Raw genomic sequence first — 16,996 nt, 5'->3', positions numbered from 1 at the left:
GCCAAGCCCTAGCTCTCGGCGAAGGCGCGGATGCAGGCCTTGATGGCGTCTGCATCAGCCGGGAGGCGGTCAAAACGCTCTGGGCGGTCGGCCAGGCTCTGGGTCCAGCGCGGCAGGTCGGGCGTGACCGCCGTCGCCGCCGCCACGGCCTCAGGGAACTTGGCGGCGTGGGCGGTGGACAGCACGATGATCGGGCCGGTCACGTCGCTGACGCGGCGCAGGGCCGCCACCCCCACGGCGGTATGCGGATCGATCAGCTCCCCCGTCTCATTCAGGGTGGCCAGCATGGTGCGGCTGGTCTCGTCCTCGCTGACGGCCACCCCGGTGAACAGTTCGGACATATAGGCCAGGGCCTGCGGCGGGATGTCGATATGACCGGCCTCGCCAAAGGCCGTGAACGCTCGGGCGGTCTCCACTGACTCCCGGCGCACCGCCTCGAAATAGAGTCGCTCGAAGTTGGAGGCCGACTGGATGTCCATCGCCGGGCTCTGGGTGGCGGTCACATCTCCCCGGGCGTAGCGGCCTTCCTGGAGGGCGCGGGCCAGAATGTCGTTGGAATTGGTGGCCACGACGATGCGGGCGATGGGCAATCCCATCTGACGGGCGACATAGCCAGCGAAGGCGTCGCCAAAATTGCCCGAGGGCACGCAGTAAGACACCGGCCGTTCCGGCGCGCCGACGGCTACGGCGGTGGTGAAGTAGTAGACGCTTTGGGCGACGATCCGCGCGAAATTGATCGAGTTCACCCCGGTCAGATCCACCGCCTGGCGGAGGCTCTGGTCCTGGAAGGCGGCCTTCACAATGGCCTGGCAGTCGTCAAAAGTGCCCTGGACGGCCACACAGCGGACATTGTCCTCGCTGGCCGTGGTCATGAACCGCCGCTGGACCTCCGATATCCGGCCCTCGGGGAAGAGGGCGCAGACCCGGACGTGGGCCCGGCCGCGGAAAGCCTCCACCGCCGCCCCGCCTGTATCGCCCGAGGTGGCGCAGAGAATGGTCTGGGTCCGGTTCTGACCGGCCAACACGTGCTCATAGAGGCGGGCCAGGAGCTGCATGGCCACGTCCTTGAACGCCAGGCTGGGGCCATGGAACAGCTCGGCCAGGAAGGCGTCCGGGGCGATCTGCACCAGGGGCACGACCGCGGCGTGCGCAAAGGTGGCGTAGGCCTCCTCGCACATGGCGTCGACCACATCGCGGGGGATTTCGTCGCCAACGAACTTGGCGAGCACCTCAGCGGCCACCTCGGCATAGGGACGACCGCGGAAGGCGGTGAGGGCCTCTGGCGTGAAATGCGGCCAGGTCTCCGGCACATAAAGCCCGCCGTCCGGGGCGAGCCCGGCCAGAACCGCGTCCACAAAGCCGACCGCCGGGGCCTGACCCCGGGTGGAGACATACCGCATCAAGGTTTCCATCTGCGCCTGAGGACGGCGGCATAGACGGCGATCAGGGCGCCGGCAAGGCCGAACCAGGTCAGGGCGTATTCCAGATGGCGATTGGCGATCTCCCCGGGAAGCGGAGTTGGCTCCAGGGCGGGGAAGTCGGGGTTGCTGGTGTTTTCCGCCAGCAGGAAGACCGGAGCGGGCGCGGGCGCGCCCAGGGTCTGGGCCATGGCGGCCACATCGCGGGAGTACCAGATATTGGCGTCAGGGCGGTTGTCCGGGGTGACGAAGTTGGCCGGATCAGGATTGCGCAACAGGCCGATCACAGCCACCGGCGCGTCCCCGTCGGGGGACACTTGCGGTCGCTCGGCGACGGTGTCGGGCACGAAGCCGCGATCCACCAGCAGGGTCTGATAGCCGCCGCCAGACACCGGACAGGCTGAGATCAATCTCTGCCCCGCCTGGCCGTCCTTGATCGCATAGAGCTGGACGAAGGGGGCCGTGGCGAGTCCCGGGCAATCCAGGCTGACACGGTAGAAGCCAAGGTCCTCGCCCCCGGCCGCCAGGGCCAGTATCTCGCCAGCGGGTCGCGGGGCCGCCTCCGAGCGGGTTTCGATCTGGTCGAGAAGGTCGGACTTCCAGTCCATACGCTGGATTTGCCAGACGCCCAGAGTGATCAGAATGCCCAGGGAGATCAGGGTCGCCAGGGTCAGACCGATCGGGATGCGCCGCGGGGGGGCCGGCTCAGTCATCGGAGCGCGCCTCAGCTGCGCGATTGGAGAACTGGGCGGCGAGCATGAGCCCCTTAAGGGGGCGCAACAGGCCAATCGAGAAGATGACCGTCAGGGGCAGCCAGAGAATGAGGTGCAGCCAGATGGGCGGTGTGAAGGCCAGTTCCACATAGAGGGCGGCGAAGGCCACCACGAACCCGGCGATGAGGATCACAAAAACCGCCGGCCCGTCACCTGAATCGGCCTTGGCCAAGTCATAGCCGCAGGCGGCGCAGCGTGTGGCCACCTTCAGAAAGCCCTCGAACAGAGGTCCCTCCCCGCAGTTGGGGCAGCGGCCCGTCAGTCCCCAGATAAGCGGATTACCTCCGGCCATCAGCTAGCGGCCCTCCAGGTCGGAAAGGGCCAGGTCATCGAGACCGGACATGAGGAGTGAGTCCTCAGCAACGCGGCGGGGCTTGAGCCGGTCACGGCTGGCCCCGCCATGCCGCTAGTGTCCTGCGCCGCCGAACACCACGTAGATGAAGGCGAACAGGAAGAGCCACACCACATCGACGAAGTGCCAGTACCAGGCGGCCGCCTCGAAGCCGAAGTGCTTCTCAGGCGTAAAGCCGCCGCGCATCAGGCGGATCAGGCAGACCAGCAGGAAGATGGTGCCCACCAGCACGTGGAAGCCATGGAAGCCCGTCGCCATGAAGAAGGACGACCCATAGAGGCCCGAGTTCGCCGCGGCCTCGGAGTAGAAATACCCGTGCGACAGAATGTGGTGGTACTCGTAGGCCTGGATGGCGCTGAAGAAGACCCCGAGGATCACCGTCAGGATCAGGGCGAACTGAGCGCCCTTGCGGTCGCCCTGCTGCAGGGCGTGGTGGGCCCAGGTCACCGTGGTGCCTGACAGGAGCAGGGTCAGGGTGTTGACCAGGGGCAGGTTCCAGGCCGGAACGGTTTCGATGCCCTGGGGCGGCCAGGTCGCCCAGGCCAGACGGACTTCTTCGATGCTCGACAGCGTGCGGGCCTCATGGAAGAGCGCCATTTCGAAGAAGATCCAGAACCAGGCGACGAAGAACATCACTTCAGAGGCGATGAACAGGATCATGCCGTAGCGGAGACCAATGGAGACGACCGGGGTGTGGTCGCCGGCGTTGGCTTCCTTGGTCACGTCGATCCACCAGCCGGCCATGGTGATCAGGACCAGGGTCAGGCCGGCGGCGAACAGCCACCAGGTGCCCGCAGGAACCCCGAAGAGGCCCTTGAGCCACATGACAAGGCCCACGGCCATGACAGTGGCGCCCAACGAGGCCAGCAGGGGCCACGGGCTGGGATTGACCAGGTGATAGTCGTGCTTGACGCCTGCTTGGGCCATTTCGGTCCTAACCCCTCATGATATCGTGCTGCTGGCTGAGCTTGGTGTCTCCGCCAGCAGGTGGTCTTTGTGGTGCTATAGCCCCGCCCCTTGCGATCCGCCAAGGGGGGAAGCCGCTGGCGTGGCCGGCGCATGCGCGACGGGCTGAACCGCGGCGTCCTCACTGGACGGATAGAAGGTGTAGGACAGGGTGATCTCGGCCTTGTTTCGCGTCTCGAAGTCCTCGGCGTATTCGGGATCAACGAAATAGACCATGGGGAACTTGATGGTCTCCCCCGGACCGATGGTCTGGTCGGAAAAACAGAAGCACTCGAGCTTGCGGAAATAGGCGCCGGCCGCCTCAGGCACGACGTTGTAGACCGCCCGCCCCGTCATCGGCGTCGCGCCATTGTTGGTCACGGCGAAGAAGGCCAGGCCGGTCTCGCCGATCTTCAGCGACTGGGCCACCTGCTCGGAGCGGAAGGTCCAGGGGAGGCTGCGAACATTGGTGTCGAAGCGGATGTTCAGGCTCTGGTCCAGCACCTGTGTCGGGGCCGCCTCGGCCTGGCTGACCGTCCCCCCAAAGCCCGTCACCTGGCAGAAGGCCCGGTAGAGGGGCACTGAGGCGTAGGCCAGGCCGATCATGCCGACAAACACGCCCGCGCAGATCAACCCCAGGCGCAGATTCCGCCGGGCGGGATCGGGTGATGGACGGAGAGGCTCAGAGAGGTCGGTCGAGGACATTGGCGCCCAATCGGACAACTGTGACAAGGAAGACGAGGATGGCGAACGCCACAAGGCCCAGGGCCAGGGCGATATTTCGGCCCCGGTGAGCCTTGGACATCAGGCGAGGCTGGGGCGATGTCGCCTCAGCAGGGGTGTCCTGGGGCGCTTCAGGCTCGCTCATCAGGCGCCTCCGGGGAGCAGGTTGAGAAAGGTCGGCAGGCCGAGGACGGCCTCGGCCAACAGAGTGGCGAAAATCAGCGTCAGGTAGAGAATGGAGAAGGCGAACAGATTGCGCGCATCCTTGGCGCCGGCCCGCACATCATAGAGCCCGCTATCGCGGCGGGGATCGGCGCTGTCGCCGGCCCGGCTGCGCCAGACCCGCCAGGCCAGGATGACGAAGATCAGGCCGCCCGTCGCGGCCACCGCCAGATAGACCCGTCCGCCCAGCCCGGTGAAGGCCGGCACAAGGCACAGCGGCGCAAACAGCAGGCTGTAGATGAAGATCTGCCGGCGGGTGGAGGCCGGTCCGGCCACCACCGGCATCATCGGCACCCCTGCCTTCTCGTAATCCTCACTGGTGTAGAGGGCCAGCGCCCAGAAGTGGGCCGGGGTCCACATGAAGATGATCGCACAAAGCAGCCAAGCGTTGAGTGGGACCTCGCCAGCTGCGGCGGCCCAGCCGATCACCGGCGGCAGGGCGCCGGCCAGCCCACCGATGACGATGTTCTGCGCGGTCCAGCGCTTCAGCCACATGGTGTAGACGACGGCGTAGAAGAAGATGGTGAAGGCCAGCAGGCCCGCGGCCAGCCAGTTGACAGCCACGCCCATGAACATGACCGACAGGAGCGAGAGAATGACGCCCATGGTGAGGGCCTCGACCCCCTGAATGCGGCCGGCAGGCACGGGGCGACCGCGGGTGCGGCGCATCTGCCCGTCGATGTCGGCGTCGTACCACATGTTCAGCGCGCCTGAGGCGCCAGCGCCTACGGCGATGCACAGGACGGCCACGGCGCCCAACAGCGGATGAATCGGCGCCTTGGCGCAGACGAGGCCCGTCGCGCCGGTGAACACCACCAAGGACATGACCCGCGGCTTGAGCAGCTGGAGGTAATCCTGCCAGCGGGCCGGGGTGTCGGTGGTCGCGGGAATGGCGCTCGTCATGGTCGCCAAAGACATACTCCTAATCGGGCCGCTCGCAATGACGAAGGGGCGCGGTTCGGCGGTGACCCAACCGCGCCCCAGGGTGTTGGCCGGGCCGGCCGATCAGTGGTGGCTGTCAGCCTTGATGACCGGCGGCTCGTTGAACTGGTGGAACGGCGGCGGCGAGGGCAGGGTCCATTCCAGTGTGGTGGCGCCTTCGCCCCACGGATTGGCCTCGGCCTTGCGGCGCATGATGGCGGCTTCCAGCAGGATCAGCAGGAAGACGACAACGCCGGCCGCGGTGATCAGATAGCCCACCGTCGAGACGTAGTTCCAGTAGGTGTAGGCCTCCGGATAATCCACGTACCGGCGCGGCATGCCCTGGAGACCCAGGAAGTGCTGCGGGAAGAAGATCAGGTTCACACCGACGAAGGTGATCCAGAAGTGGAGCGCGCCGGCCCACTCGCGGTACTTCACGCCGAAGATTTTCTCGAACCAGTAGTAGAAGCCGGCGAAGATCGCGAACACCGCGCCCAGGCTGAGCACGTAGTGGAAGTGGGCCACGACGTAGTAGGTGTCGTGCAGGCTGTAGTCGATGCCGGCATTGGCCAGGACCACGCCGGTGACGCCGCCCACGGTAAACAGGAAGATGAAGCCGATCGCCCACAGCATGGGCGTCTTGAAGCTGATCGACCCGCCCCACATCGTCGCGATCCAGGAGAAGATCTTCACCCCGGTCGGAACGGCGATGACCATGGTCGCGGCCACGAAGTAGGCGCGCAGATTGATGTTCATGCCGACGGTGTACATGTGGTGCGCCCACACGATGAAGCCGACGAAGCCAATGGCCACCATGGCGTAGGCCATGGCGAGGTAGCCGAACACCGGCTTGCGCGAGAAGGTCGACACGATGTGGCTGATGATGCCGAAGCCCGGCAGGATCAGGATGTACACCTCGGGGTGACCGAAGAACCAGAACAGGTGCTGGAACATCACCGGGTCGCCGCCGCCGGCGGCGTTGAAGAAGCTGGTGCCGAAATTCCGGTCGGTCAGCAGCATGGTGATGGCGCCCGCCAGAACCGGCAGGGACAGCAGAAGCAGGAAGGCGGTGATCAGCACCGACCAGGCGAACAGCGGCATCCGGTGCAGGGTCATGCCCGGGGCGCGCATGTTGAAGATGGTGGTGATGAAGTTGATCGCGCCGAGGATGGAGCTGGCGCCGGCCACGTGCAGCGACAGGATGGCCAGGTCCATGGACGGACCGGTGTGGCCGAGCGTCGAGAGCGGCGGATAGATGGTCCAGCCGCCGCCGAAGCCGCGGCCCGGACCGCCGTCGACGAACATCGACATCAACAGCAGCACCCAGGCGGCCACCAGCAGCCAGAACGAAATATTGTTCATGCGCGGGAAGGCCATGTCCGGCGCGCCGATCATGATCGGGACAAACCAGTTGCCAAACCCGCCGATCATGGCCGGCATGACCATGAAGAAGATCATGACCAGGGCGTGGGCGGTGACCACGACATTGTAGCCGTGCTTGGTGGCGTCGATCCAGCCGAGCTGGTCGAGGAGCGAGCCTTCGACAAACACCTGCAGGCCCGGCTCAGCCAGTTCCCAGCGGATCAGGCCCGACAGGGCGCCGCCCACAATGCCCGCCATGATGGCGAACAGCAGGTAGAGGGTGCCGATGTCCTTATGGTTGGTGGACAGGAACCAGCGGGTGAAGAAACCCGGCTTGTGATCGTGGTCGTCGTGACCGTGTGCGGCGGCGTGAGCCATCTTACTCTACCCCTGGTCAGTTCGCGGCCGCTGCGGCAGCAGGCGCAGCGGTCTCTTGCGGCGGCGAAGCAGCCGCGTCTTCAGTTTCACCCTCAATGGCCGCGGCGTCGGCGGCGGTCTGGTCGACCGCCGGAGCGGTGGCCTCGGCCGCGGTGCTGGCCGCAAGTCCGGCGGGATTGCCGCCCTTGCTCGCCACCCAGGCCTCGAAGTCGGCCTGGCTCACCACACGGATTTCGATGGGCATATAGGCATGGTCCGAACCGCAGAGTTCGGAGCACTGGCCGTAATAGACCCCCTCCTTCTCGGCGGTGAACCAGGTCTCGTTCACCCGGCCAGGGATGGCGTCGGTCTTAAGGCCGAAGGCCGGCAGGGCGAAGGAGTGGATTACGTCGGCGGCGGTGACCAGGATGCGGACGGTCTTGCCCACGGGCACGACCATCGGCTCGTTCGCCGCCAGAAGGTAGGGCACGCCGGCGGCCCGGGCGTCTTCCTCGGGCAGCATGTTGGAGATGAACTCACCCACCTCATGGTCGGGATATTCATAACCCCAGTACCACTGATAGCCCACCGCCTTCACCGTCAGGTCGGGGCGCGGCATGTCGTGATAGGTGAACAGCAGCCGGAAGGAGAAGATGGCGATGAACACCAGGATCAGCACCGGCACCAGGGTCCAGATGACCTCGATGGTGGTGTTGTGGCTGAACTTGGCCGGCACGGGGTTGGACCGCGCATTGTAGCGCACGATCACCCAGATCAGCAGCGCCGCCACGAACAGGGTGATGACCGTGATGATCGGCATCAGGATCCAGTCATGGAACCAGATCGCGTCATGCTTCAACGGCGCAGCGGCCGGCTGAAGCGCAATCCCCTTGGGCGTGGGTTGACCCATCAGGTCCTGGGCCAGGGCCTGGACGCCCCATAACGCCGTCGTCGCGCCCGCTGCGGCCCCGGCCGCCAACGTCCGCATCCCCTGCAAGCTCGACTTCATATCCCCTCGGTCTCTTTGGCGCGTCGGCAACGGGGATTCCCCCTGGTCCGAATACGCGACTGAAACGAGGCTTACGCAGCGAAAGGCGTCCGCCGCCAGGCCCTCAAGGCGCGTGCATACGCGCTCTCCCCCAAATTGCCAAGGCGATAGCCGGCCGCAAGGGTCATCACGTTTGTTGCGTGGTTTTGGACCAAATGACGCATGGCCAAACGCCGCCGCCACCGGGGCGAGGGCGGCGCCCCGTGACGTCGCCCCTGTGAGACCCTATGTCTAAGGGACGCCAGCCCGCCGCACATGCTGAAAGACTCTCTATGAACGCCCACGTCTCCGCGCCATCGATCCTGGACTCCTGTGGCGTGGCGCCCGAGCGCGCCCGCGAAATCCTCGGCGAGGCCCTGGCCGGCGCTGACGACGGAGAGATTTTCGCTGAGCGGTCGGAGAGCGAATCCTTCCTGTTCGACGACGGGCGGCTGAAGTCGGCGGCCTATGATTCGACCGAAGGCTTCGGCCTGCGCGTCGTGGCGGGCGAAACCGCCGGCTACGCCCATTCCAGCGAAATCTCCGAGGCCGCCCTGCGCCGGGCCGCGTCCTCGGCCGCCCTGGCCAAGCGCGGCTATGCGGGCGTCGCCGCCGAAGGACCGCGGGCCACCAATATCCGCCACTATGGCGATGACGATCCCCTGGCCGCCCCCGACTTCGCCGAAAAGGTCGCCCTGCTGCAGGAGATCGACGCCTGGGCCAGGGCCCGGGATCCCCGGGTGGTCCAGGTGATGGCCAGTCTGACGGGCGAACGGCGCATCGTGGAGATCCTGCGAGCCGATGGCCGGCTGATCCGCGACGTCCGGCCCCTGTCGCGGATCAACATCCAGGTGACGGTGGAAAAGGATGGCCGCCGCGAGGCGGGATTCGCCGGCGCCGGCGGACGGGCGGGCTATGAGGCCTGGATCACCCCCGACGCTTGGCGCGAACAGGGCGAGGAGGCCCTGCGCCAGGCCCTGGTGAACCTGGACGCGGTCGCCTGCCCTGCCGGCGAGATGGACGTGGTGCTCGGTCCGGGCTGGAACGGCGTTCTGCTGCACGAGGCTGTTGGCCACGGGCTGGAAGGCGACTTCAACCGTAAGGGCACCTCGGCCTTTTCCGGCAAGATCGGCCAGCGGGTGGCTGCGCCGGGCGTCACCGTATTCGACGACGGCGCCCTGCCCGGCCGTCGCGGCTCGCTCACCGTCGATGACGAGGGCACCCCCACCGAACGCACCGTGCTGATCGAGGATGGCATCCTGGTGGGCTACATGCACGACCGGATGAGCGCGCGGCTGATGGGTCTCTCGGCCACGGGCAATGGCCGTCGCCAGTCCTATGCCCACATGCCCATGCCGCGGATGACCAATACCGCCATGGAGGGGGGCTCCACCCCCCAGGCCGAGATGATCGCCTCCACCAAGCGCGGCCTCTACTGCGCCAATTTCGGCGGCGGTCAGGTGGACATCACCAACGGCAAGTTCGTCTTCCAGTGCACCGAGGCCTATCTGATCGAGGACGGCAAGGTGACCCGCCCGGTCAAGGGCGCCACCCTGATCGGCGATGGGCCTTCGGCCCTGACCCGGGTGACCATGATCGGCGACGACTTCGCCTTCGATCCCGGTGTCGGGGTCTGCGGCAAGTCCGGCCAGAGCCTGCCGGTGGGCGTGGGTCAGCCGTCGCTGAAGATCACCGGGCTCACCGTGGGCGGCACGAGCCTCTAGACTTTGAGTTTGGAGCCTGATCGACGATCAGACGACTCCGTCTGATCGCATCAGGATCCAGGCGGCGACCCTTGGTCGGCGAACCTGTCTGAGATTTAACTGGTCTTCAGCTCAACCCTGGATGATCTGCGCGTCTGAGGAGACGCCCAGATGAACACCCCCCGACACCTTGTCGCGCTCGCCGTAGCGTGCCCGCTGGTGATTCCCGCAACCGCCCTCGCCCAGACCGAGGCGCCCGATCTCCCTGCGGCGGTTGCGCCGGGTCAGCAGGGGGTCACGGCCTATCGCCCAGACTTCTTCGCCCAGGCGCGGCCGACCACCGCCCTCGACATGATCGAGCGCCTGCCGGGCTTCGTGCTGGATGGCGGTGACAATGTCCGTGGCTTCGAGGGCGCGGCGGGCAATGTGCTGATCAACGGGCGACGGCCGGCCTCGAAGTCCGACAGCCTGCAGGAAATCCTGCGCCGAATCCCGGCCTCGCAGGTGGAGCGCATCGACCTCATCCGCGGGGGCGCCCCCGGCATCGACATGCAGGGCAAGGCGGTGATGGCCAATCTGATCCGCGCAGAGACCAGCGCCGTACAGGGGTTGATCGCCCTGGCCGATCGTCAGGTCTATGACGGACGCAATCTCCTGGGCCTTCGGGTCGAGGGCTCGGGCCGGATGGGCGACCTGGCCTGGGAGGCGGGTCTGGTCGGCGGACAGGGTCCTGATGACGGCGCCGGCCAGGGGCCCCGGGTTCGCGTCGATGGCCAGGGGCTTCCTCTCATTCTCAGCGACGTGGACAGCCAGGGCCAGGCCACCAATGGAGCCCTGACGGGGGCCGTGGAGCGTCCGATCCTTGGGGGCCAGCTCCGGGTCAATGGCCGCCTGTTCGTCGATCACTTCGAGTATGACGAGCGAAATCTGCAGCGGGGCGGCGGTCCGCTGCAGATTTCCCACGAAGAGTTCGACCTGACCGAAACCGAACTGGGCGCCAGCCTCACCCGCCCCTTGGGGCCGCGCACCAGCCTGGAATTGATCGGGCTGCGTCAGACCGCCGAACAGGTCATCGACTCCACTTTCAACGACTCGGTCGAACAGGCCCATTTCGCCCTGGAAAGCGACACGGTGGAGACCATCGGTCGTGGCGTGCTGCGCTGGCGCCAGACCGAGACCCTGTCCTGGGAGCTGGGGGCTGAAGCCGCCTTGAACACCCTGGACGGTCGCACCCGGTTCGCCCGCAACGGCGTTCCCATCGCCCTGCCGGCGGCCAATGTTCAGGTCGAAGAGCGGCGGGCCGAGGTGTTCCTGAAGACCGCCTGGCGGGCCACCCCGCGTCTGACGGTGGACGGGGCGCTTCGCTACGAGGCCTCCGACATCACCGCCGAGGGCGATCTGGCCCTGGAGAAGTCCCTGGCCTTCGCCAAGCCTCGCCTCAGCCTGGCCTGGGCGCAGGATCCGCGCACTCAGCTGCGTTTCAGCCTTGAGCGCAGCGTCGGCCAGCTGGACTTCGACGACTTTGTCGCCTCCTCCGCCCTGAACACCGGCGTGTTGACCGCGGGCAATCCCGACCTGAACCCCGCCCAGGAGTGGGTGGCCGAGGCCGCCATTGAACGACGCTTCTGGACCAGCGGCGCGTTGGTGGTCACCGTCCGCCGGGCCGAGGTCACCGACGTCATTGACCGGGCGCCCGTCCGCCTGATCGACGGGGGAATCTATGACGCGCCAGCCAATATCGGTTCGGGGGTGCGCGAGGAGCTGGCCCTGAACCTCAACCTGCCCCTGGAGCGGCTCGGCGTGAAGGGCGCCCAGCTACGCGGGGAGGCCACCTGGCGATGGTCGGAGGTGGAGGATCCCACCACTGGCGAAAGTCGTGAGATTTCGGGCCTGCGCCCCCTGGAGTGGGAGGCCCACTACACCCACGATCTGCCGGCCTGGAAGTCGGTCTGGGGGGTCGATGTGTTCGGGGGCTGGCGGGAGACCTACTACCGCTATGACGAGATTTCGACGCGAAAGCTCAAGACCTTCGTCGTGCCCTTCGTGGAGTGGAAGCCTCAGCCGACCTGGGTGATCCGGTTCGAAATCCCCAATGTCACCGAGCGCGGCGTGCGCCGCACCCGCACCGTCTATGCCGGCCCCAGGGACGTCGCCCCCATCGCCTATGTGGAGGACCGGGACATCCAGTTTGGCCGCATGTACCGCCTGCGGATCAGCAAGACCCTGGGCGCCTGATCGGGCGGGGGTAGATCGGCCCCCGCCCCCTCAGATCACCTAAGACAGGCGGTCGTCCCGCAGGGTCTGGGGATTCACCGCCTGGCGTTCGCCATCGACCGTCGGGGCGATCGGCTCCGGCGAGGGGCCATGCCCGGTCTCCACCCCGTGCGCCCAGCCCTTGATGAAGAAGCTGAGGACGATGAAGACCGCCCCGGCGCCCAGACCCCAGTAACCGAGCATCTGGAACACCTCGAGGGAACTGCGCAGGGCCGCGGCCGGGTCCAGCACCTGGCCCCCCAGGGTCGCCGTTCCAGCCAGACCTGCGATCCACCCGCCGACAAACTGGGCGATGGAGCTGGACAGGAACCAGACGGCCATCATGAAGGACACCACCGAGGCCAGGGAGAGCTTGGTGATCTCCGACAGGCCGACCGGCGAGAGGAAAAGCTCGCCCGTGGTGTGCAGCAGGTAGAGCAGGCCCAGCACCATCAGGGGCAGCCGGAATGTGGGATCGGCGAAGCCCGCGCTCCACACCACCACCATGAAGCCAAGACCGGCCTGCAGCAGGGCCAGTCCGAATTTCATGGTCGGATCGGGGTCCATATTGCGGCGGCCGAGGAAAGCCCAGAGCGCGGCGAAGATCGGCGCGAAGATGAGGATGAAGCCGGCGTTGAACGACTGCACCTGGGCGGCGCCAAAGCGGGTGTCGATCCAACTCCACCAGGCGCCCGGGGCCATGCCCGCCGCCGCCAGCTGGTCTGGGGTGCCCATCGGAATGCCCAGGAAGGTGCTGGCCTGACCCGTGATGGACAGGTCCACATTGCGGGCTGCGAACAGGTTGAGAGAGGTCCCGGCCTGTTCAAACAGGGTCCAGAACACCACGGAGCCGAAGATCAGCACCATGGCCAGCATCATCCGCTGGCGTTCGACCCGGGTCTGGCAGACCCGAATGATCACATAGGCGACGATGGCCAGGGACACGACAATGGCGACGGACAGCACCTGGCCCACCACCGCCTCACGCTGAACAAGCCACCAGATCGCCGCGATGGCGGGAAGTGTGGAGAGGTAGATCAGCCATTCCCGGTTCAACGGCCCCACCACGGGCTTGGCCAGCAGCTCGGGATTGGGAGGCTCGCCCTTGCCCTGAAGCAGCGGCTTGCCCAGGACGAAGACGACCCAGCCCAGGGCCATGCCGATCCCGGCCAGGCCAAAGCCATAGCTCCAGCCGAACTGCTGCCCGAGCAGTCCGCAAAGAACCGAGGCCCAGAAGGCGCCAAGATTGATGCCGTAATAGTAGAGGGTGAAGCCTGAATCCCGCCGCGGATCGCCCTGCGGATAGAGCTGTCCCACGATGGTGGAGATGTTCGGCTTCAGGAAGCCGACCCCCAGGATGATCAGCGACAATGCCAGATAGAAGACGTTGATCCCCACCGGATCAGCCGTCTTGGCCAGTTGGTAGCTGCCATCGGCGAGGACCGCCGGGAGGGACGCGGTGGCGGGCAGGTCGATGATCTGCAGACCGCCACCCTCTTTCAGGGCGAAGGCGTAGGGCTCGCCCTCCACCATGAGCCGCACCTGGCGGTCATCCATGCGGCCTTCGGTGGCGAATTCGTAGGACTGGCCGGCATAGGTCAGGGTCTCGCGGGTCGGCTCGCCCTCCACCGCCATGGCCAGATGCCCGGCGACCAGCAGCAGGGCGCCAAACGCCACGGCCTTGCGGGTGCCAAGATATCGGTCGGCCAGAACGCCGCCGATCAGGGGCAACAGATAGACCAGCGACGTGTAGGATCCGTACTGGCTATTGGCGATATTGTCGTCGAACAGCAGGTGCTGGGTCAGGTAGAAGATCAGGATGGTTCGCATGCCGTAGTAGGAGAACCGCTCCCACATCTCGGCGAAGAACAGGACGATCAGGCCCCTTGGATGATTGCGCAACAGCTGCAGCAACACGGGAAGGCCCGTGAGCAGCGTGATGATCACGCCGAGCACAACGACGATGTTCATGAATCGACTTCCGCTTGATCTGCGTTGAGCCGGCCATCAGGCCTGCGCCGAGGTTCATTCGACCCGGGCGGCCCGGGAAAGCGGGGAGAAGATCACGCGTCTGGCCGTGAGACAAGCAAGGCTTGCCCGCGAACCGCGGTCAGGGTGACATCTGGAGCCATGGGGCGGGCTGGCGCGTTCTCTCCAGGTCTAGAGGAGATGATCTCATGTCCACCCCCGGCTCCAACCACGCCCTGGAAATCCGCCCCGCCGCCACGCGCATGCGCGCCGCTGTCCAAGGGCACATCATCGCCGACAGCGACAATGTCCTGATGCTGAAGGAAGGCGCCATGGCGCCGGTCGCCTACTTCCCCAGGGACGACATTGAAATGGGCTATTTCGCCCGGACTGACCGGTCCACCCATTGTCCGTTCAAGGGCGATGCGGCCTACTACACCGTCACCCTGGAGGGCGAGGTTCTGGAAAACGTCGCCTGGACCTATGAGGACCCCCTGCCCGGCGCCGTCCAGATTGATGGGCGAGTGGCCTTCTATGCCGACCGGGTCGAGGTCTATGGGGTCGGGGACGATGTCGCGCCCCATGACCATCACACCGATGTCGATGCGGTGGTGCAGCATACCGATTCCGGCGGCGGCCAGAGCCAGAAGGCCCATTGGCCCACCAATGTGGAAGAGCCCAAGGGCTGAGACGGCGGCCTCAGAAGGCCATGGTCTCATAGACCTTGGACAGATCCCCGCCCCAGGCCCCGTGATACTGCTCGAGCATCCGCTCGGCGGGGGTGAGGCCGGTCTCGGCGATGTCTTCCAGTTCCGCGAGGTAGCCGGTCTCGTCGACCATGCCGCCGCTGAGACGGTTGCGGGCCTTCAGACCCTGGCGGGCGATGACCAGGACGTCCTTGGCCACGTCCTGCAGGGTGCGGCCGCCGATCTGAGCTTTCAGACCGACCTTGGCCGCCTGGGCGCGCAGGCCCTCATGGTCTTCCACCGACCAGGACTTGCAGACGTCCCAGGCCGCATCCAGGGCCGCCTGATCATAGAGCAGGCCCGTCCACAGGGCCGGCAGGGCGCAGAGGCGGCTCCAGGGACCGGCGTCGGCGCCGCGCATCTCCAGGTAATATTTGAGGCGGACCTCAGGGAAGATGGTGGTGACGTGGTCAGCCCAGTCCTTGATGGTCGGGCGCTCGCCCGGCAGCTCCGGCAACCGGCCCTCCATGAACTCTCGGAAGGAGCGCCCGGCCACGTCGATATAGCGGCCCTCGCGCTTGACGAAGTACATGGGCACGTCGAGGGCATAGTTGGCGTAGGTCTCGAACCCGAAGCCGTCCTTGAACACGAAGTCCAGCATGCCGGTTCGGTCGGCGTCGACATCGGTCCAGACATTGGCCCGGGCCGACAGGAAGCCGTTGGGCTTGCCCTCGGTGAAAGGCGAGTTGGCGAACAGCGCCGTCGCCACAGGCTGCAGGGCGAGGCTGGTCCGGAACTTCTTGACCATGTCGGCCTCGGACCCGAAGTCGAGGTTCACCTGCACCGTGCAGGTGCGGAACATCATGTCCAGGCCCATGCCGCCGACCTTGGGCATGTAGTTGCGCATGATCTTGTAGCGGCCCTTGGGCATCACCGGGATCTGATCCCGGGTCCAGGTGGGCGTGAAGCCAAGGCCCAGGAAGCCGAGGCCCAGTTCGTCGGCGACGGCCTTGACCTCTGACAGGTGGCCGCCGGTCTCGTCGCAGATTTCGTGCAGGTCGTTCAGCGGCGCGCCGGAAAGCTCGAACTGACCGCCGGGCTCCAGGCTGACATTGGCGCCCCGGCGCTCCAGGCCAATGAGGGTGTCGCCCTCGAACACGCCTTGCCAGCCAAACCGCATCAGCCCGGTCAGCAGCGCATGAATGCCGTTCGGCCCCTCATAGGGAACCGGTGAGTGATCCTTGAGATAGAAGGGAAACTTCTCGTGCTCGGCGCCGATGCGCCAGTCGGCCTTGGCCTTGGAGCCATCGGCGAACCAGGCGACGAGATCCTCGAACACCAAGCGACGCTCGTCGCAAATGACGTCGGCCATGACTCTCTCCCCAGCCCGCCAATATTCTCGCCACGGCCGAGGCCCGATAGCGGCGGCGTTCTTTACGCCGTTCGCTGAAGTGGGCGCAACGATGGCGAAGCGCAATGGCCCCTCAATCAGAGGCGGCGTCTTCGCGCCAGTCCCCGCAGACGCTTTGCCACAGGGTCAGCGCGCTGATGGCTGCGGTGTCGGCCCGCAGGATCCGGGGGCCGAGCGTTGCAGGCACGGCCTGGGCCATGCCACGCAGCCGGGCGCGCTCAGCCGGAGAAAAACCGCCCTCCGGCCCGATCAGCACGGCCCACGGCCCCGTCGGCTGTCCGCGCAGGGCGTCCAGAACCGGCGGGGCGTCGCCTGCCTCATCGCAGAACAACAGCCTGCGGTCGGCCTCCCAGGTGTCCAGCACGGCGCCCAGGCGGGTCGGTTCCGTGATCTCTGGCAGGTCGATCCGTCCGGTCTGTTCGGCGGCCTCCACCGCGATGGCGTTCAGGCGCGGCAGACGGATGTGATCAGGATTGGTCCGTTCGGTGACGACCAGGCGCACCCGGCCCGCGCCAAGCTCGCAGGCCTTCTCGATGATGGTCTCCAGCCGCGCCCGCTTGACGGTGGCGACGATAAGGTCGAGGTCGGGCCCCTGGACCTGAGGCTTCGTCCGGGCCTCGACCTGAAGCACCGCGCCACGCTTGCCGCTCTCGGCCACCACCGCGCGCCATTCTCCGTCCCGGCCGTTGAACACCAGCAGGGGATCGCCGGACGCCCGGCGCATGACGGCGACGACATAGCGGCTTTGGTCCGGGTTCAGGCCGAGCCGGGCGCCCGGTGTGAGATCATGGGTGACGAACAGACGGATCATGGGGCTTTCTAGCGGGCGGATCGACGAGCCGCATAGACCGTGGCGCCAAGGTGGCCCACCGGCG

At 66.4% G+C, this 16,996-nt stretch carries 15 protein-coding genes; 3 read left to right on the top strand and 12 right to left on the bottom strand.

Annotated elements, in window-relative coordinates; translation table 11 throughout:
- Positions 1–8: 8 nt before the first annotated feature.
- The 9 genes from thrC to coxB form a co-directional block, all read right to left on the bottom strand.
- Entirely contained in the window at positions 9–1,400 is a 1,392-nt protein-coding gene (gene thrC, locus Q7V15_RS15955) for a threonine synthase (RefSeq protein WP_304756826.1), read from the bottom strand.
- Positions 1,400–2,131, bottom strand: coding sequence for an SURF1 family protein (locus tag Q7V15_RS15950; RefSeq protein ID WP_304756825.1), 732 nt, complete (start codon positions 2,129–2,131; stop codon positions 1,400–1,402). Before Q7V15_RS15950 ends, thrC begins: the two co-directional genes overlap by 1 nt.
- On the bottom strand, positions 2,124–2,483 hold the full coding sequence (locus tag Q7V15_RS15945) for a DUF983 domain-containing protein (RefSeq protein WP_304756822.1): 360 nt from the start codon (positions 2,481–2,483) through the stop codon (positions 2,124–2,126). Before Q7V15_RS15945 ends, Q7V15_RS15950 begins: the two co-directional genes overlap by 8 nt.
- A gap of 114 nt (positions 2,484–2,597) precedes the next feature.
- A complete protein-coding gene (locus tag Q7V15_RS15940) occupies positions 2,598–3,470 on the bottom strand; it encodes a cytochrome c oxidase subunit 3 (RefSeq protein ID WP_304756820.1) in 873 nt (290 codons plus the stop codon).
- Positions 3,471–3,545: 75 nt separating this feature from the next.
- Positions 3,546–4,193 carry a cytochrome c oxidase assembly protein gene (locus Q7V15_RS15935; RefSeq protein ID WP_304756819.1) on the bottom strand — a complete coding sequence of 216 codons (648 nt, stop codon included), beginning with the start codon at positions 4,191–4,193 and terminating at the stop codon, positions 3,546–3,548.
- Positions 4,171–4,356 (bottom strand): hypothetical protein, encoded by a 186-nt coding sequence (locus tag Q7V15_RS15930; RefSeq protein ID WP_304756817.1) that lies wholly within the window; start codon positions 4,354–4,356, stop codon positions 4,171–4,173. The genes Q7V15_RS15935 and Q7V15_RS15930 overlap by 23 nt, the downstream gene beginning before the upstream one ends.
- Complete coding sequence (cyoE, locus tag Q7V15_RS15925; protein WP_370689833.1) at positions 4,356–5,336, bottom strand: heme o synthase; 981 nt, start codon at positions 5,334–5,336, stop codon at positions 4,356–4,358. The genes Q7V15_RS15930 and cyoE overlap by 1 nt, the downstream gene beginning before the upstream one ends.
- A gap of 102 nt (positions 5,337–5,438) precedes the next feature.
- Positions 5,439–7,094 carry a cytochrome c oxidase subunit I gene (ctaD, locus tag Q7V15_RS15920; RefSeq protein WP_304756815.1) on the bottom strand — a complete coding sequence of 552 codons (1,656 nt, stop codon included), beginning with the start codon at positions 7,092–7,094 and terminating at the stop codon, positions 5,439–5,441.
- Positions 7,095–7,110: 16 nt separating this feature from the next.
- Positions 7,111–8,082 (bottom strand): cytochrome c oxidase subunit II, encoded by a 972-nt coding sequence (coxB, locus tag Q7V15_RS15915; protein WP_304756814.1) that lies wholly within the window; start codon positions 8,080–8,082, stop codon positions 7,111–7,113.
- 311 nt (positions 8,083–8,393) lie between these two features.
- Here coxB and tldD point away from each other — a divergent pair, with 311 nt between their 5' ends.
- Together tldD and Q7V15_RS15905 are read left to right on the top strand one after the other, a co-directional pair.
- The gene (gene tldD / locus Q7V15_RS15910) at positions 8,394–9,824 is read left to right on the top strand and encodes a metalloprotease TldD (RefSeq protein ID WP_304756813.1); all 1,431 of its coding nucleotides are present in this window, start codon (positions 8,394–8,396) and stop codon (positions 9,822–9,824) included.
- Positions 9,825–9,974: 150 nt separating this feature from the next.
- A complete protein-coding gene (locus Q7V15_RS15905; protein ID WP_304756811.1) occupies positions 9,975–12,038 on the top strand; it encodes a TonB-dependent siderophore receptor in 2,064 nt (687 codons plus the stop codon).
- A gap of 39 nt (positions 12,039–12,077) precedes the next feature.
- Here the strand turns inward: Q7V15_RS15905 and Q7V15_RS15900 are convergent, their stop codons facing one another.
- Positions 12,078–14,027 carry a peptide MFS transporter gene (locus Q7V15_RS15900; RefSeq protein WP_304756810.1) on the bottom strand — a complete coding sequence of 650 codons (1,950 nt, stop codon included), beginning with the start codon at positions 14,025–14,027 and terminating at the stop codon, positions 12,078–12,080.
- 206 nt (positions 14,028–14,233) lie between these two features.
- On the opposite strand from Q7V15_RS15900, the gene Q7V15_RS15895 reads away from it, so the two are divergent.
- Entirely contained in the window at positions 14,234–14,713 is a 480-nt protein-coding gene (locus Q7V15_RS15895) for a DUF427 domain-containing protein (RefSeq protein WP_304756808.1), read from the top strand.
- A gap of 10 nt (positions 14,714–14,723) precedes the next feature.
- On the opposite strand, the gene Q7V15_RS15890 is transcribed toward Q7V15_RS15895, so the two are convergent.
- The gene (locus tag Q7V15_RS15890; RefSeq protein ID WP_304756807.1) at positions 14,724–16,082 is read right to left on the bottom strand and encodes a glutamate--cysteine ligase; all 1,359 of its coding nucleotides are present in this window, start codon (positions 16,080–16,082) and stop codon (positions 14,724–14,726) included.
- Between the two features lie 112 nt (positions 16,083–16,194).
- Complete coding sequence (locus tag Q7V15_RS15885; RefSeq protein ID WP_304756806.1) at positions 16,195–16,932, bottom strand: 16S rRNA (uracil(1498)-N(3))-methyltransferase; 738 nt, start codon at positions 16,930–16,932, stop codon at positions 16,195–16,197.
- Between the last annotated feature and the right edge of the window lie 64 nt (positions 16,933–16,996).

The organism is Phenylobacterium sp., from assembly GCF_030651755.1.
In the GTDB taxonomy this organism is placed as follows: Bacteria; Pseudomonadota; Alphaproteobacteria; order Caulobacterales; family Caulobacteraceae; genus Phenylobacterium.
Note: the sequence above shows the minus strand (reverse complement) of the source record. Positions and strands in the feature narration are given on the sequence as shown.

What these genes read in the sequence shown, in the direction of transcription:
- thrC (WP_304756826.1), bottom strand. Translation starts at nt 1,400, where the DNA reads ATGCGGTATGTCTCCACCCGGGGTCAGGCCCCGGCGGTCGGCTTTGTG.
- Q7V15_RS15950 (WP_304756825.1), bottom strand. Translation starts at nt 2,131, where the DNA reads ATGACTGAGCCGGCCCCCCCGCGGCGCATCCCGATCGGTCTGACCCTG.
- Q7V15_RS15945 (WP_304756822.1), bottom strand. Translation starts at nt 2,483, where the DNA reads ATGGCCGGAGGTAATCCGCTTATCTGGGGACTGACGGGCCGCTGCCCC.
- Q7V15_RS15940 (WP_304756820.1), bottom strand. Translation starts at nt 3,470, where the DNA reads ATGGCCCAAGCAGGCGTCAAGCACGACTATCACCTGGTCAATCCCAGC.
- Q7V15_RS15935 (WP_304756819.1), bottom strand. Translation starts at nt 4,193, where the DNA reads ATGTCCTCGACCGACCTCTCTGAGCCTCTCCGTCCATCACCCGATCCC.
- Q7V15_RS15930 (WP_304756817.1), bottom strand. Translation starts at nt 4,356, where the DNA reads ATGAGCGAGCCTGAAGCGCCCCAGGACACCCCTGCTGAGGCGACATCG.
- cyoE (WP_370689833.1), bottom strand. Translation starts at nt 5,336, where the DNA reads ATGACGAGCGCCATTCCCGCGACCACCGACACCCCGGCCCGCTGGCAG.
- ctaD (WP_304756815.1), bottom strand. Translation starts at nt 7,094, where the DNA reads ATGGCTCACGCCGCCGCACACGGTCACGACGACCACGATCACAAGCCG.
- coxB (WP_304756814.1), bottom strand. Translation starts at nt 8,082, where the DNA reads ATGAAGTCGAGCTTGCAGGGGATGCGGACGTTGGCGGCCGGGGCCGCA.
- tldD (WP_304756813.1), top strand. Translation starts at nt 8,394, where the DNA reads ATGAACGCCCACGTCTCCGCGCCATCGATCCTGGACTCCTGTGGCGTG.
- Q7V15_RS15905 (WP_304756811.1), top strand. Translation starts at nt 9,975, where the DNA reads ATGAACACCCCCCGACACCTTGTCGCGCTCGCCGTAGCGTGCCCGCTG.
- Q7V15_RS15900 (WP_304756810.1), bottom strand. Translation starts at nt 14,027, where the DNA reads ATGAACATCGTCGTTGTGCTCGGCGTGATCATCACGCTGCTCACGGGC.
- Q7V15_RS15895 (WP_304756808.1), top strand. Translation starts at nt 14,234, where the DNA reads ATGTCCACCCCCGGCTCCAACCACGCCCTGGAAATCCGCCCCGCCGCC.
- Q7V15_RS15890 (WP_304756807.1), bottom strand. Translation starts at nt 16,082, where the DNA reads ATGGCCGACGTCATTTGCGACGAGCGTCGCTTGGTGTTCGAGGATCTC.
- Q7V15_RS15885 (WP_304756806.1), bottom strand. Translation starts at nt 16,932, where the DNA reads ATGATCCGTCTGTTCGTCACCCATGATCTCACACCGGGCGCCCGGCTC.